This is a genomic window from Levilactobacillus lanxiensis (assembly GCF_016861655.1).
Lineage (GTDB): Bacteria > Bacillota > Bacilli > Lactobacillales > Lactobacillaceae > Levilactobacillus > Levilactobacillus lanxiensis.
Window position 1 is genome coordinate 1 of sequence record NZ_BOLN01000014.1, and the last position, 15,135, is coordinate 15,135.

Here is a 15,135-nt window from a genome sequence, read left to right on the forward strand (position 1 = left end):
AACTATTTTCAATCTTTCGAATTGGTCTAGTTGGTTAATCGCCGTGACAACGTATATAACTATACCAACCACAGCCCGCCCCGTCAACTAAAATAGGCGAAAAATGAAAATAATTTTCAAAGCCGAATGGTTGTTGTGAAAACAACAAAAAACGACCGAGTTAATCGGTCGTTTTACCAGGGAACGCCTGGTGATAGTTCGCATCAATTATGACTGACGTTTGAGCGCCGGGACCACGCCGACTAAAAAGCCCAACGCAATCACTGCATCAACGATGGCACAGAACCAAAAAAGTAAGTGAAACGACCCCAAATGGGCAATGACCACACCACCCAGCACCGGGCCCAACGCTTTACCTAATGAAGAAAACGCATTGACGAGTCCTTGATACTTGCCTTCGTTCCCCACCGTATATAAATTGATCAGTGCGGGGACCCCCGGAACGTACACGGCCTCCCCTATCGTTAGAAGCGTCATTGCCGCAAACAAGACCACGACACCAGATTCACTAGTTAATAGAAGAAAAGAACTGCCAATTGCCACTAAGCCACCCAGAATTTGCCAAGGCAACACCTTGCTATGACTGACTTTTGCCATTAAAGCTTGCACGACAATTAGGAGCACACCGTTATACACCCAGAGCGTACTATACAGTTTGATTCCCAAACCCTCGTTTTGAATGTAGACCGACACGTTACTCATCCACTGGGCATAGGTAATCCACATAAACACCAGACTCAGGAGAATGATGACGAGACTCATTCGTGATAAGCGGCCACCCGTGGTTGGGCGAGCGGTCGCACTCGGTGTTGCTTGCCGCGGCGTCTGACCGGCAGACTGCCTTTCGAAACTTCCTGCCCGCCAACTCCAGAGAATGGCTGCGAGCACGTAGCAACTCAACAGCAACCCGAAGATGGGCTTCAAACTATTATGGTAGAGAACGCCAATACTAGCTGTCCCTACCACCAACCCAACATTGATAAAAATGTAGAGGAGATTGAACAACCGACCGTCGAGATGACTGAGTTGGGCGGTCATCGCCGTAATCAATGTTAGCATGCCCCCAGTCAGCAGACCAAAGACCACCAGTACAATCGGATAGGCGATGATGCCGTTCCAGAAGAAGCCAATCACTGCATCGATGATCAAGCCGACCAGCATCCCCACCCCGACCGTCCTTGCCGAGTAGTGATCCGTCAACACACCACCGAGGTACCCCCCCAGAACATTACAGCCGGAATAAGCTGCCAGGATCAAGCCGCTTTGAACCAGATTTAAGTGGAGGTCACCGTGCAGGTAGATGGTGGTTAACGGCCACATCACACTATAGGCCGTGTTCACCAAAAATCCGAGCAGTAACAACGGCCACATTTTGCGCATTAATCTTAACATGACTGATACTTGACCCCCTTTTTAAACGTGAATGTGCTAAGTCTATCATGTTTACCCAACCACTCGAAAGGGGGTTCCCGAAATCTCTGCAGCTCTTTGACCGGATTGGCAAAATTGCCTGAACCACTCTCCCCCGATTGCCAGGTCCCTCGCGTCCCGCATTAGCGAACTATTTCGGAAAAATCCTGCGGCACCGTTTTGTAAGCGTCTTCATTCAGCTAATCCCCCATTATGGCTTGCTTATTGGGCGAAAATCAACTAAATTTAAGGGAGGTTTGGATTCATGACACTTTGAATCAATACTTAATAGGAGGACACAACATGGGTAACAGCAAAAATAATAAAAATGCCGCACCGGCCGATCTGAATGATCAGATGCAGGTTCGTCGGGATAAAATGGATAATTTACAAGAACAGGGCATCGCGCCTTTCGGTCACCGCTTCGATAGAACTGACGACAGCAAGTCGCTCACTGAAAAATACGATAAGTATGATAAAGAAGAACTGATGGAAGACAAACATTATGTTGCTGTTGCGGGTCGGATTACCGGTAAGCGTGGCAGCGGCAAGGCCGGCTTTATCGATTTGCTCGACAGAACTGGTGTGGTCCAAGGTTACGCGCGTCAAGATGAACTGGGCGAAGACAAGTACGCTCTTTACAAGACGTTAGACTTAGGGGACTTTATTGGTGCCAAGGGTTACGTCATCAAGACGAACACTGGCGCTTTGACGCTCCGCTTCACTGATTTTGAATTCTTATCTAAGGCTTTACGGCCATTACCAGACAAGTACCATGGTCTGACGAACCCTGAAACCATCTACCGTCAACGGTACCTGGACTTAATCGCCAACCAAGATAGCTTTGACCGGTTCATCAAGGTCACCCAAATCAAGAAAGCTATTCGCGAATACTTAGATAGCGAAGGCTACCTGGAAGTGGACACTCCCGTTCTCCAAACGGAAGCCGGTGGGGCCGAAGCACGGCCATTTGTCACCCACTCCAACGCCTTTGATATTCCTTTGTACCTGCGGATTGCCACGGAACTTTACCTGAAGCGCCTGATCGTTGGTGGGATGGAAAAAGTTTACGAACTGGGCAAGGACTTCCGGAACGAAGGGACCGACTTACGGCATAACCCCGAATTCAACATGGTTGAAGTCTATACCGCTTACGCCGACTACACGGACGTCATGGACTTGACGGAAAACATCTTCCGTTTCGTGGCCAACAAGGTTAACGGCTCCGGAAAAGTTTCTTACCAAGGTAAGGACATCGACCTGGACTCCGACTTCAAGCGGGTTCACATGGTTGATGCTGTTAAGGACGCCACTGGTATCGACTTCTGGCAACCAATGTCTGACGACGACGCTAAGAAGTTAGCTGAAGAAAACGGCATTCACTGCGAACCTTACTGGAAGGTCGGTCACATCATCAACGCCTTCTTCGAAGAAAAGGTTCAAGACAACTTGGTTAACCCCACCTTCATTTACGGCCACCCGGTTGAAATCTCACCGCTGGCTAAGAAGAACCCGAAGGACCCTCGTTTTACCGATCGGTTCGAACTTTACATCGACGGGAACGAATACGGGAACGCCTTTACTGAATTAAACGACCCAATCGACCAGAAGCAACGGTTCGAAGCCCAAGACGCTGAACGTGCGGCTGGTAATGAAGAAGCCCATGGGATCGACAACGACTACATCGAAGCCATGGAATACGGTATGCCGCCTACTGGTGGTCTGGGTATCGGGATCGACCGGATGACGATGCTCTTAACTGATGCAGCTTCTATCCGCGACGTGATGCTGTTCCCTACCATGCGGCCTAACGATTAACCACGAAAAGAGGCAATTGAATGAGAGCAAACCAGCTGATTGCGTTGCTCCAGGAGCATAACCTGTTTCTGAGCACCACGCTACCATCAGACGACGTCGACTTTGCATCCTTAGCGTATGATTCTCGCAAGGCCAGCGCCAACGGCCTCTTCGTCTGCAAAGGCTTCAATTTCTCAGTGGACTATTTACAGTCGGCGATTGCTAACGGGGCAACCTGTTACTTAGCCGAAAAGGATTACCACGTTGACGTGCCAGTCATCTTGGTCAACGACGTGCGCAAGGCCTTGTCCTTGGCCGCCCAACTCTACTTTGGGTTCCCACAAAATGACCTCTTCGTCATTGGCTACACCGGGACCAAGGGGAAAACGACCTCGACGTACCTGACCACGAACATCCTGAGCCACGCGTTTCCACAACGGGTTGCCATGTTCTCGACCATCAACCACATCATCGGCCCCAAGCCGGAAGACCAATTCAAGGCGCATTTAACCACGGCAGAGTCATTTGACCTCTTCCATGAAATGCGGCAAGCGGTCGACAACGGTGACAAGGTGCTGGTGATGGAGGTGGCCTCCCAGGCTTACCTGCTGGACCGTGTGTACGGACTGACGTTTGACGTCGGTATCTTCCTGAACATTTCGCCCGACCACATCGGGGTCAACGAGCACCCGAACTTCGCGAACTACCTCTTCTGCAAAATGCAGCTGATGATCAACTCGCGCAATTGTATTATTGACGCGGACATGGATCATTTTGATGAGGTTTACGCGGCTGCTAAGGTCTCCACGGCGCCCGAACGCATCTTCACGTACGGCTTTAACCAGCCGGACGCCACGTTGTCCATCACCAGTAGCACAGCAACACTGACCGATAGCGAATTTGGCTTGACCGTCCACGGTGCCGACCAGCTACAGGCCTTGGCCACGACGTATCACGTGTCCGTGCCGGGTGACTTCAACCAAAGTAACGCCACGGCCGCCGTTCTGGCGAGTCATTTGGCCGGCGCCGCGGTCAGCGACCTCCAGTACGGGTTGGCGCATACGACCATTCCGGGCCGGATGGAGTCGATTACGACCAAACATCATGGGACCATCTACATTGATTACGCCCATGATTGGGGCAGCATGAACGCCCTGCTGAGCTTCCTGCACACGCAGTTCCCCGACCACCACATTACTGCCGTTCTTGGGAGTACGGGTGACAAGGGTGAGGACCGCCGCGAGGGCTTTGCCAAGGCGCTCAACGATTACGCTGACACGGCCTTCCTGACGACAGATGATCCGGGTCACGAGGACCCCATCGCCATCGCCAAGGAAATCGACAGCCAGATTGACCACGATAAGGTCAAGACTAGCATCATTCCACAACGGGAAGACGCCATTCAACACGCCATTACCAGTGCCACCAACGACGATTTAGTCGTGCTGGCCGGTAAGGGTGAGGACGCCTACCAAAAGATCAACGGTGTGGACACGCCTTACGCGTCCGACCCCGTTGTCGCGGAAGACGTGATTGCTGGCTTGGCGGACGAACAATAAACTAAAATATGCAAAACGAGCAAGTGACTCTCTTCAATTTGAAGGGAGCTACTTGCTCGTTTTTGTATACGATTTAAAATTCATGGCAGATGGAACGCGTTAAGCTCACATCAGTCGCTGTATCGGTGAAAGTGGCACCATTCTAGCCGCTGTGAGTGACCAGAGGCAGATCAAAGTGACCGGCTGTGTCGGTAGCCTTGGCTGGGATGAATTTCCCCAGCCTAGCCCACGGGACGACTTTTGAGACCGCACTTTGGCTCAAAATCGAGGTGGAAGACCGCCTCCCAGGCTGGAACCTGCCCCATAGCCGGGCACTTTGAATCTGCTGGCGGGAACATTAATGCGTTTAACGACGCCGGTGCTTCCGCCGCTTCTTTTGGCTGTATTTAATCTGCTTAATGTGTTTCTTGTGGGTCAACTGACGATCCGTCGTGAAGAGTTCGCGGCTGGTCGTTGGGTGGGCCCGCAGGTAATCTTGGGTGAAGGCATCCACCGCTTTAGCATCGTCAGCATCGATATTTTGCGCCTGCATGGCCGTGGTCAGGTCTTCAAAGAAGCTCTCCAACTTGGGGTCGTACATGGTCACTAATGCCGTGTGGTGCTCGCTGACCCAATCCTGTAGCGCCGTAGCGGCCGGTAACTCTTGCTGGTCGGCTAGGTAGGCGAACAGGGTCGTCAGGGCAAAGGGTACCAGGTTGAACAGTGCGGGTACCCGATCGTTCTCATCTAACAAATGGGTGAACGGGCCAAACATGATTTCACTCAACGTTTGCACGTCCCAGTCCTTAGGCTGTTTACCCTTTCCGGTAATCATCAGTTCGGCCGTTGTGTGGACGATAGTGATGAAGTTTTGCTGGTCAGCAGCCGATAAATTGGCAACATCCGGCTGATCCGTCATGGCCTGAACCCACTGCTCAACCAGCGCGACTACACCCTCGTAAGCTTCTTGTTCATCGGCCGCAGCGGCATGCTTTTCGACCAAATCAGGGCGAGCGGCTTTCAAAGCGGCATCCAAGGCTTTCAGATTGGACAACTTTTGGGCCTTAAAGTAAGCCGATAAGACCGGCACGACCGCCACGAAGTACAGGTGTGGTTGGTCGACCATCGTTGGCAAGGCCGCTAACGTCGCAGCAACCTGTTGCGGCGTCCAGTCTCCCTGCGCCATGTCGACCGTCTTGCGGACGCGCAGCACGTCATCTAAAATGGCGGCTGCGTATTTTTGTTGATTAGCTGATAATGAAGCCAACCGTTGCGGCGTCAGGAATTCTGCCGGCGTCAACGATTTGGCAGTTGAATCTGATTGTTCCATCACTTTTATTCCCCTATCTTGAGTCCATTACCTACTATTATAGAGAAATTCCTTAAGAAAATGCAAATCTGGCTATTTGGTGAACTATAAAACGGACCGCAGACGGCGTGCCTGAGGTCCGTTACTGGTTTAAGTTGCTAGTGGTTGTCGGTTACTCTTCACGCTTGTGGAAATGGAAGTCACGACCACCATAGTCCTCAACGTATTGATACAAAATTAGTTCCATCACCGAAATCGTCGAAATTCGTGAACTAATATCTGTGTTATTGATGGTGACGCCATCGGTGAAGATGTAAAAGTTAACGTCGCTCAAATTTTGAATCGTGTTGTTATCCGGTTCAGTGATCGAGACCAATAGCGGCCGGGGACTCATGTCGACTAGCCGACTCATGTTGTCCAGCATTTCACCGTCGGAGCCCTCGTAGGTCAGGATAAAGACCAAGTCATCCCCATCAATTTGATTCAACGCCTGCTGCCGATAATCATGGTCACGCGGGTAATGGGTCCGGAAGCCGGCCATCGCATACAGATAATCAATGTACTCGACAGCATGCTTGCTAACGCCCTTAGCGAAGAAAAAGATATCGGGATGCTGGGCTAGCCGTTCGACCACCTGATGTAACTTGTTAGGTTGAATCACACGAATCGATTCCGCAATATTCTTCAGGTATTCTTCGCGGTAATCCGTTTGCTTAACCACAAATGGGGTTGCCTGGTCCGTGTCCTTCCGGTTGATCAACGTAAACTTGATAACGGTCGTAAATTCACTAAACCCGGAAAAGCCGATTTTCTTCACGAACCGCAGAAAGGTTGCGGTCGACACAAACGTGGCCGACGCAACCTCCCGGATACTTTGATTCTTAATTTGATCCATATTTTTAACCACGTAGTCAAACAGTTTCTGTTCGTTCGGGGTCAAGCTCCCCAAGTGCGCATTGACGATTTCAAAGAAATTCATGCTACTTTCCTCCCGTGTGACGTCCTGGAACGCCGGCCGCAATCGTATGGATGTTTCCCCCACCAGTTAAAATTTCAGTGGCTGGGACGTCAACGACCTGGCGCGTTGGATAAAGTTCAGCGAGCTGTTGATGTGCAATGGCATCCTGGGGATCGTTAAATGTCGGCATCAAAATCGCCTGATTCGTGGTGATGTAACTCACGTAGCTTGCCGTCAACCGTTGACCAGCCACTCGTGGCAGCATCCCGTTAATGGGGTCAACACCATTGGCCTCTTCCTCACTCAGTTTCAGAATGCGCGGCGTCTGTAATTTGTGAATCTTAAACTGCCGGCCCTGCGCATCGGTCGCTGTAGCAAGACGACCATAGGCATCTTGGCTAATTTCATATTGCGGGTCCGTGTCGTCATCTGTCCAGGTCAGGACCAACTCACCGGGAGCCACAAAATTCACCATGTTATCAATATCACCATTAGTTTCATCCATGAAATACCCCTCCGGCAACCAAATCGTCTTGGTCACCCCGAGGTAATCGTGGAAGATTTTCTCGGCATCGGCCTTAGACAGCCCGCCAGGATTGCGGCCTTCAGACAGGACCACACTCTCCGTCGCAATCAACGTTCCCTGACCATCCACGTGAATTGCACAGCCTTCCAGCACCGCATTGACCTCATACACCGGGAAGTCCTGAAGGTCCGCAACCTTCTTCCCAATTTGGTTATCCTTATCCCACGGGAAGTACAGACCATCCAGCAGGCCACCCCACGCATTAAATTGGAAATCCACGGCACGAATGTCGCCAGCGTCGTTGACCACATAGAAGGGACCGCAGTCTTTCATCCAAGAGTCGTTGCTGCTCATCTCAACGACCCGAACTGCCGGGGACAGACTCGCCCGGGCATGACTGTACTGGTCCTGGTTAACCAGCATGGTCACGGGTTCAAACTTGGCAATCGTTTCTGCCAAACGGGCAAAGGCTTTTTGGGCGGGTTTGCCACCCTCACGCCAGTTGTCCGGTCGCTCGGGCCAAATCATATAGCTCGCAGCCTGATCTTCAAACTCGCCAGGCATGCGGAAACCATCTTGTGCAGGTGTTTCTGCTAGTCTCATTTTATTCACTCCAATTTATCTCATAATAATTAAACGATGCTTATACTTTCGTTCCCAACGATTTAATCCAATCATTCACTTATTTTACACTAAATCCCCTGGTCAAACGCATAACCCCTACAGCAAATATTGCCAGCTATGTACAACCGGCGGTACCAACCGAAGTTGATACCGCCAGTCAGATATTGTCAAAGATAAGTTTGGGAATTTGATAGGTCATGTGCAGCTCTAGACTGGTGGCACACCAGACTATTCCGTTAGTTTCTACCTCACTGTGAGCCGCAGGGAGGGTGAAAATGGATTCAGCCGTGGGACTTACCTTAGTGGCGCCTTGAGCCGCTTAGGTAAGTGGTATCTTTGAGACTCGTCTTTTGAGGCTCAAAGTAAGTTGGTAGACCGTCCTTTGGCTTCCAACGTCCGCCCACCGCGTCACGATTCCATTTTCACTCTCCCGGAGGCGCAGCCACCCACCAATTTAGTTACTTACGAATGATGGTCCCAGAACCGTTCTCTAAGAAATCACCCACGTTAGCCAATGAGGTGATGACCACTTTGCCTTCAGGCCGGTTGTTCACGAAGTCCAGTGCTGCCTGGATCTTCGGTAACATGCTGCCCTTGGCAAATTGGTTCTCCGTGATGTACTGGTTCAATTCAGCGGCAGTCACATCGGTCAATTGCTTTTGATTTGGTTGATTAAAGTTGACGAAGACGTGGTCAACGGCTGTCAAAATAATCAAGAGGTCGGCGTGGACCAGTTCTGCCAATTTTTCAGAAGCAAAGTCCTTATCAATCACGGCTTCGCGGCCAACTAATTGGTTGCCTTCCTTGACGACGGGCACACCGCCACCCCCAACGGAAACGGGAATGATGTTGGCATCAACCAACGCGTTGACGACAGCGGATTCCTTGACGTCGATTGGCTTAGGGGACGCCACAACACGCCGGTAACCCCGACCGGCATCCTCAACGTAGACGTTGTCCGGATGGGCCTGCTGTTCAGCGGCAACTTCTTCCTTGGTATAGAACGGACCGATTGGCTTGCTGGGATCCGTAAAGGCGGGATCGTCAGGTGAAACTTCTACCTGGGTCACAACCGTGGCAACGTCTTGGGTCAAGCCTTCATCGGCTAAGGCCTTGTCCATTGCATTTTCCAGCCAGTAGCCAATGCTCCCTTGGGTCATCGCCACCGCCGTATCCAGTGGCATCGCTGGGTTCTTAGCCGTACTACCAGCGGATTGCTGAAGTAACAGGTTCCCCACTTGCGGACCATTTCCGTGAGAAATAATCAGTTGATCCCCCTGCTTGACGAACTTGACCAAATATTTGGCCGTATCAGCTAAGGCCGCCTGTTGGGCCTCTGCGGAAGCATCATTTGCTAAAATGGCATTGCCACCTAAAGCGACAACAATTTTACGTTTTGTCATAGATCATTCACTCCTTAATTTTTAAAGAAAAAGGTCAGGCTCTTCACCTGACCTTCCGATCCCCGTTTAAGCTTCGGGAACTTGTTGCGTAATGCAGTGGATATTACCGCCACCGAGTAAGACTTCACGAGCGGGAACGCCCACAACTTTGCGGTCTGGGTAAAGTTCTTCCAGCGTTGCTTTAGCCTTCTCGTCGGCTGGGTCACCGAACAGTGGGAAGACAATGCCGCCGTTAGCCGTGTAGTAGTTCACGTAGCTGGCAGCCAAGCGGTCGCCTTCGGTCCGTGGTAAGGTTCCATCAACCGCGTCGACGCCTTCGCTTTCTTCCTTAGTAATGGTGATTGGCTTTGGCAAGTAGAGCTTAACGACCTTGATCTTCCGGCCTTTAGCATCCGTTGCGTTTTCCAAAATATCCAAGTTTTCCTTAGAAATCTTGTATTGTGGATCGTTCTTGTCGTCCGTCCAAGCTAAGGCAACCACGCCTGGCTTAACGAAGTTGGCAATGTTATCAACGTGACCGTTGGTTTCGTCGAGGTAAATCCCGTTCTTTAACCAGATAACCTTCTTCAAGTTCAGGTTTTCTTTCAGAACTTCTTCAATCTGTTCCTTGGAAAGCTGTGAGTTCCGGCCATCAGATAACAGGCATTCTTCAGTGGTAATCAACGTGCCTTCACCATCAACGTGAATGGAGCCACCTTCCAAAATGAAATCGTCCAACCGGTAACGGTCAACGTGTTCCAATTCAGTCATCTTTTCAGCAACCCGGTCGTCCTTGTCCCATGGGAAGTAGAGGCCATCAACTAAGCCACCCCATGAATTGAACGTCCAGTCAACGCCCCGCAGGCCGCCCTTGTCGTTCTTAACAAAGGTCGCGCCACAGTCACGAATCCAGGAATCGTCATTAGACATTTCAACCACTTCAACGTCGTCAGGCAAGAGGTTCTTGGCATTGGCGTATTGGTCATCATTCACACCAACCGTAACGTGTTCGAATTGGGAAATGGCCTTAGCCACTTCAACGAACGTCTTTTGGGCAGGCTTACCACCGTTACGCCAGTTATCTGGACGTTGTGGCCACAGGATGTAAACACCCTTGTGTTGTTCGAATTCACCTGGCATGCGGTAACCGTCTTGTTTTGGTGTACTATCTAACGTCTTCATAATTATTTCAGCTCCTTATCAATTTAGTTGTTTTCGTTTGCAGGTTTCGTATCAGAATCTTGTTTAGCTGGTTGATGATGTTCTGCGTAACGGACCACAATTTCACCAACAGCTAACGTAATGATAACCCCAATCAGGACTGGCATCTTGCTAGAAATTTCGCTAGCAGAGCCGTTCATTGGGAAAATGGAGAAGATAATCGTCAAAATTAAGAGAACTTCTGGCACCCAAGTCATTAAGTTAATCATGAACTTGCCACCAGGAACCTTGAATGGCCGTTCTTTGTCTGGATCTGACTGCCGTAATTTCCAGAAAGCTGGGAATAACATGGTGTAGGATAACAGCAAAGCAACCACGTTCAGAGAGAAGAAAGCCCAGAAAATGTCTTGGTTAGGAATGAATGGCGCAGCAATGACCAGAACACTGGCAATGATACCATTCAGGTAACCTGTCCCAACAGGCATTCCTTTGGCGTTTTCCTTGGCAAAGATCCGTGGCAAAGCGCCATCTTTCCCGGCGTAATCGGCAACGTAGTTAACCCCTAACGCCCAGGAAATCATTTCAGAAACTAAGATGTACAGGAAGAAAATCCCGATTAGAATGACGAACCAGTTCATGTGACCAATCAGCAGCACGAAACTGTCAATCAAACCACTGGAAGCAGACAATTTGTCAGTTGGAATCGCAGCACCCATCCCGAAGGCCCCTAACAGGTAGAAGAAGGCAATCAAGATACCACCATAAATGATGGCTTGAGGGATTTGTTTCTTAGGATTGTCCATGTCATCAGCCATCGTGGCCACAACTTCAAAACCTAAGAAGTTGAAGATGATGACGGATAAGTTGGTCAAACCAGATAAGTTAAAGTGTGGCATCAACGTTTGTACCGTGAAGGTGTTAGCCACCCCACGCGTCATGGCAACGTAAATTCCCAAACCACCTAACGCCAGAATTGTGAAAATCTTGGTGAAGGCCGCTAAGTTCATGATCCATTTACTCTCGGAAACGGGTTGGTTACCCATTAGGACAACGACCCAAACAAAGACTAACTGAACAATAATTGACCCTAACGTATTAAGCTTGATATTAAATATCTGATCACTGACTTGGACGAATAACACGGCCAAACTTGCCATCCATAATGGGTAGTTAATCCAGTAGAGCCATGCTAACCGGCCACCCCAGCGTTGACCGAATGCTTGACGAACCCAATCATATAAGCCACCGTCCCCGGTGTAGGTCGTCCCCAGCTCGGATGAAATTAAACCATACGGGATGAAGAACAAGATTAATAAGAAAATCCACCAGAAGAACTGCGACGGGCCGATAGCAGCCGCCGGAGCGACCGATTCCACGACCATGATGACAACCACCGACATTAAGACGGCGTCAAATAGTCTAAATTTTTTCTTTTCTGTTTGCACGATCCTATCTCCTTAGTCCGCTATCCTTGTTCCGTTGCGCGGCACTCTAATCGGATAACCAGTTTATTTTGCGTTACGTTCGTCAACGGCGTTCCGTAACATTAATTCAAATTCTGCATCGTACTTGTCGGCAACAGCCTTAGAAGCGTACTTTAATTCTGGGTTCAACAGGTAAACGAAGATTGCACGCATGGCCGTCTTACGGTTTTCAGCTTCGTCCCAAACGATGGAGTAGTCGGAGTCAATGACTTCGTCGGTAACTTCTTCGCCACGGGTAGCTGGCAGGCAGTGCATGAACTTCACGTGATCGGAAGCCTTAGATACTAAGTCAGCGTTGACTTGGTACTTAGGGTAGAAAATCTTCATCCGGTCATCCTTGGATAATTCAGCTTCGTACAAGCCGTACCAAACATCGGTGTAGATAAAGTCGGCATCCTTCATGGCTTCGTCAGCGTCTTCAGTAACTAAGACAGAACCGCCAGAAACTTCAGCGTTCTTCTTACCAATTTCAAGGGTTTCAGGCTTGATTTGGAAGCCTTTAGGGCCAAATTGTACGAAGTCCATCCCCATCTTGGTAGCCATAAACATGGTTGAAACACAAACTTGGGTCGCGTCACCAACAAAGACAATCTTGCAGTCACTAAGCTTCTTGCCCTTTGGTAAGTGTTCCGTCATGGTAATAATGTCGCCAAGTTCTTGCGTTGGGTGATTGTAGTCACTCATGAAGTTAACAACTGGCACCTTAGCAAACTTACCAACTTCAGCAACGGTGTGGTGACGTTCAACCCGGGCACCAATGATGTCGAGGATCCGGCCCAGAACTTGTGACGTATCTTCAATAGATTCGTGACCACCCAATTGGATTTGGCCTGGTGCTAAGTATTGAGCGTGTCCACCTAATTCAGTCATGGCTGCTTCGGCAGAAGTCCGGGTCCGCGTTGAGGATTGTTCAAAGATCATCCCGAGCGTCTTGTTCTTCAATAATGGTGGGTAGTAGCCGTTCTTGATGGATTCCTTAATCTTAATCCCCAATTCAATCATGTATTGGATTTCGTCTTTCGTGTAAGTGTTGGTATCAATAAAATCACGTTTAGTCATGTCAATTACTCCTCTGTATTTTTTATTTGTGTTGTTCGTATCAATTGATTACGTGCTTAGCATAATGTAAATATGCACTCTTGGGAAGCGTTTTCAGGCAAGCTGATTCCAGGATTTTTGGGGTGTTTCAGGTTTCATTTGGTGAAACATGTTTCATCGTTGGTGGGATGCTGGTCGACACAGCCTTGTGGTTACGCTAATTCCATTTAGAGCATGCTTTGGTCCCATATGTGATGAAACACACTAGCACAATGCCTATGCTCTGGGATTAGTTGAATATATTATGTATAAAATTACATATTATTTATAAAATCGACTGATCGTTAATCATCTGGCATCTGCTTGAACACCTCTGCATTCCTTAAGAAAATGCAAATCCCCGATCATCTTGGCGCGTAATCCAAGACAAACCGGGGAAAGTCAGTTATATTAAAGGTTCGGATACTATCGGAAAAGGAGAGTTATCATGGCAGAAGAAGTTGTGATTGTTAGTGCGGTGCGGACCCCGATTGGCAAATTTGGGCGGAGTCTTCAAGGACTTTCGGCCGTTGAATTGGGAACCATCGCGGCGCAGGCCGCTGTTAAGCGGAGCGGTCTTGCCCCCGCCATGATTCAGCAAACCATCTTTGGCACGGTGCTCCAAGCGGGGCTCGGCCAAAACGTGGCGCGCCAAATCGAACTGAACGCTGGTCTACCCGTCACCAGCACAGCGATGACCATCAATCAGGTCTGTGGCTCCAGTCTCAAAGCGATTCGGCTCGGCCAAAGTGCCATCCTGATGGGCGACGCGGACGCCGTCTTGGTCGGTGGAACGGAAAGCATGAGTAACGCGCCATTTTTAAACAACAATATTCGGTGGGGGCAGAAGTTTGGCCACACCAGCTTAATCGACAGTCTGGCCCATGACGGCCTGACCGATGCTTTTGGTGGGGAAACGATGGGCATGACTGCGGAGAACGTGGCCGAAAAATACCACGTGAGTCGCGCCGAACAGGACGCTTTCGCCCTACGTTCCCAACAGAACGCAACGCAGGCTCAGCTCGACCACCGCTTTGACGCGGAAATCGTGCCAGTCAAGGTCGGCAACCAAACCATCACGGCGGACGAACCCGTTCGAACAACGACATCGGCGGATCAATTAGCCGCCCTAAAGCCTTCCTTCAAGGCAGATGGCACTGTCACGGCTGGCAACGCCGCCGGCTTAAACGATGGCGCCGCCGCTATGGTACTGATGCGCAAATCAACCGCACTGGCTGCGGGCATCCCCTACCTGGCAACCTTAGGCAGCTATCAGGAAACCGGCATTGACCCAGCTGTCATGGGTTACGCTCCCGTGACGGCCATTCAATCCGTCTTGGCCAAGGATGGCCTGACGGTGAACGACGTTGATTGTTTCGAAGTTAATGAAGCCTTCGCTGCCCAGTCCGTCGCCGTCACCCGGGACTTACACATCCCCAACGACCGGCTAAATGTGAACGGCGGCGGGATTGCCCTTGGCCATCCCCTGGGCGCATCCGGCACCCGCATCGTGGTCACGCTACTACACGAACTAATCCGCGCGGACCTGCACCACGGCCTGGCCTCCATGTGTATCGGCGGCGGAATGGGCATTGCGCTTACCATTTCGCGCGATTAGCCGCTAGGTCTGGTATAATGACGGTAACTATTCAACGTAAGGGAAGCGGACGCAATGCTAACAGCGGATTTTGACGTTAAACTTAAACTGATTATTTTACTTGTCGTCGGCCTCGTGGTGCTCGCCAGTGTGGTTGGTTATCTCTGGCACCGCGATCACCAATACAGCCAGTCGTTCACCGGCGTCTTCGGCGTGATGGTCGTTCAGGCCTTTGTGCTCGTGTCCTTGCTCCTCATTCATCAATAAATTAA

12 protein-coding genes are annotated in these 15,135 nt (G+C 50.2%); 4 read left to right on the forward strand and 8 right to left on the reverse strand.

The window, feature by feature from the left end; translation table 11 throughout:
* Nucleotides 1-207: 207 nt before the first annotated feature.
* A complete protein-coding gene (locus JUF22_RS13055; protein WP_236000783.1) occupies nt 208-1,380 on the reverse strand; it encodes an MFS transporter in 1,173 nt (390 codons plus the stop codon).
* 333 nt (nt 1,381-1,713) lie between these two features.
* On the opposite strand from JUF22_RS13055, the gene lysS reads away from it, so the two are divergent.
* Together lysS and JUF22_RS13065 are read left to right on the forward strand one after the other, a co-directional pair.
* The gene (gene lysS, locus JUF22_RS13060) at nt 1,714-3,228 is read left to right on the forward strand and encodes a lysine--tRNA ligase (RefSeq protein ID WP_203647028.1); all 1,515 of its coding nucleotides are present in this window, start codon (nt 1,714-1,716) and stop codon (nt 3,226-3,228) included.
* Between the two features lie 20 nt (nt 3,229-3,248).
* Nucleotides 3,249-4,766 (forward strand): UDP-N-acetylmuramoyl-L-alanyl-D-glutamate--2,6-diaminopimelate ligase, encoded by a 1,518-nt coding sequence (locus JUF22_RS13065; RefSeq protein WP_203647030.1) that lies wholly within the window; start codon nt 3,249-3,251, stop codon nt 4,764-4,766.
* A 346-nt stretch (nt 4,767-5,112) separates the two neighbouring features.
* Here the strand turns inward: JUF22_RS13065 and JUF22_RS13070 are convergent, their stop codons facing one another.
* The 7 genes from JUF22_RS13070 to ptcA all read right to left on the reverse strand — a co-directional run bounded on the left by JUF22_RS13070 (nt 5,113) and on the right by ptcA (nt 13,248).
* Nucleotides 5,113-6,075, reverse strand: coding sequence for a hypothetical protein (locus JUF22_RS13070; protein ID WP_203647031.1), 963 nt, complete (start codon nt 6,073-6,075; stop codon nt 5,113-5,115).
* Between the two features lie 151 nt (nt 6,076-6,226).
* Nucleotides 6,227-7,033, reverse strand: coding sequence for a MurR/RpiR family transcriptional regulator (locus tag JUF22_RS13075; protein WP_203647033.1), 807 nt, complete (start codon nt 7,031-7,033; stop codon nt 6,227-6,229).
* A gap of 1 nt (nt 7,034) precedes the next feature.
* Nucleotides 7,035-8,141 carry an agmatine deiminase gene (aguA, locus tag JUF22_RS13080; RefSeq protein WP_203647035.1) on the reverse strand — a complete coding sequence of 369 codons (1,107 nt, stop codon included), beginning with the start codon at nt 8,139-8,141 and terminating at the stop codon, nt 7,035-7,037.
* 479 nt (nt 8,142-8,620) lie between these two features.
* On the reverse strand, nt 8,621-9,565 hold the full coding sequence (gene arcC / locus JUF22_RS13085; protein WP_203647041.1) for a carbamate kinase: 945 nt from the start codon (nt 9,563-9,565) through the stop codon (nt 8,621-8,623).
* Nucleotides 9,566-9,631: 66 nt separating this feature from the next.
* Nucleotides 9,632-10,726, reverse strand: coding sequence for an agmatine deiminase (gene aguA, locus JUF22_RS13090; protein ID WP_125764817.1), 1,095 nt, complete (start codon nt 10,724-10,726; stop codon nt 9,632-9,634).
* 23 nt (nt 10,727-10,749) lie between these two features.
* On the reverse strand, nt 10,750-12,150 hold the full coding sequence (locus JUF22_RS13095; RefSeq protein WP_203647042.1) for an APC family permease: 1,401 nt from the start codon (nt 12,148-12,150) through the stop codon (nt 10,750-10,752).
* A 63-nt stretch (nt 12,151-12,213) separates the two neighbouring features.
* Nucleotides 12,214-13,248 (reverse strand): putrescine carbamoyltransferase, encoded by a 1,035-nt coding sequence (gene ptcA / locus JUF22_RS13100; RefSeq protein ID WP_125764821.1) that lies wholly within the window; start codon nt 13,246-13,248, stop codon nt 12,214-12,216.
* Nucleotides 13,249-13,714: 466 nt separating this feature from the next.
* Between ptcA and JUF22_RS13105 the strand changes: the two genes are divergently transcribed.
* Together JUF22_RS13105 and JUF22_RS13110 are read left to right on the forward strand one after the other, a co-directional pair.
* Nucleotides 13,715-14,884: an acetyl-CoA C-acetyltransferase gene (locus JUF22_RS13105; RefSeq protein WP_203647043.1), complete on the forward strand. Its 1,170-nt coding sequence runs from the start codon at nt 13,715-13,717 to the stop codon at nt 14,882-14,884.
* 54 nt (nt 14,885-14,938) lie between these two features.
* Complete coding sequence (locus tag JUF22_RS13110; protein WP_203647044.1) at nt 14,939-15,130, forward strand: hypothetical protein; 192 nt, start codon at nt 14,939-14,941, stop codon at nt 15,128-15,130.
* Nucleotides 15,131-15,135: the final 5 nt, after the last annotated feature.

Excerpts from the sequence above, each read along its gene's own strand:
- JUF22_RS13055 (WP_236000783.1), bottom strand. The coding sequence starts at position 1,380 with ATGCGCAAAATGTGGCCGTTGTTACTGCTCGGATTTTTGGTGAACACG.
- lysS (WP_203647028.1), top strand. The coding sequence starts at position 1,714 with ATGGGTAACAGCAAAAATAATAAAAATGCCGCACCGGCCGATCTGAAT.
- JUF22_RS13065 (WP_203647030.1), top strand. The coding sequence starts at position 3,249 with ATGAGAGCAAACCAGCTGATTGCGTTGCTCCAGGAGCATAACCTGTTT.
- JUF22_RS13070 (WP_203647031.1), bottom strand. The coding sequence starts at position 6,075 with ATGGAACAATCAGATTCAACTGCCAAATCGTTGACGCCGGCAGAATTC.
- JUF22_RS13075 (WP_203647033.1), bottom strand. The coding sequence starts at position 7,033 with ATGAATTTCTTTGAAATCGTCAATGCGCACTTGGGGAGCTTGACCCCG.
- aguA (WP_203647035.1), bottom strand. The coding sequence starts at position 8,141 with ATGAGACTAGCAGAAACACCTGCACAAGATGGTTTCCGCATGCCTGGC.
- arcC (WP_203647041.1), bottom strand. The coding sequence starts at position 9,565 with ATGACAAAACGTAAAATTGTTGTCGCTTTAGGTGGCAATGCCATTTTA.
- aguA (WP_125764817.1), bottom strand. The coding sequence starts at position 10,726 with ATGAAGACGTTAGATAGTACACCAAAACAAGACGGTTACCGCATGCCA.
- ptcA (WP_125764821.1), bottom strand. The coding sequence starts at position 13,248 with ATGACTAAACGTGATTTTATTGATACCAACACTTACACGAAAGACGAA.
- JUF22_RS13105 (WP_203647043.1), top strand. The coding sequence starts at position 13,715 with ATGGCAGAAGAAGTTGTGATTGTTAGTGCGGTGCGGACCCCGATTGGC.
- JUF22_RS13110 (WP_203647044.1), top strand. The coding sequence starts at position 14,939 with ATGCTAACAGCGGATTTTGACGTTAAACTTAAACTGATTATTTTACTT.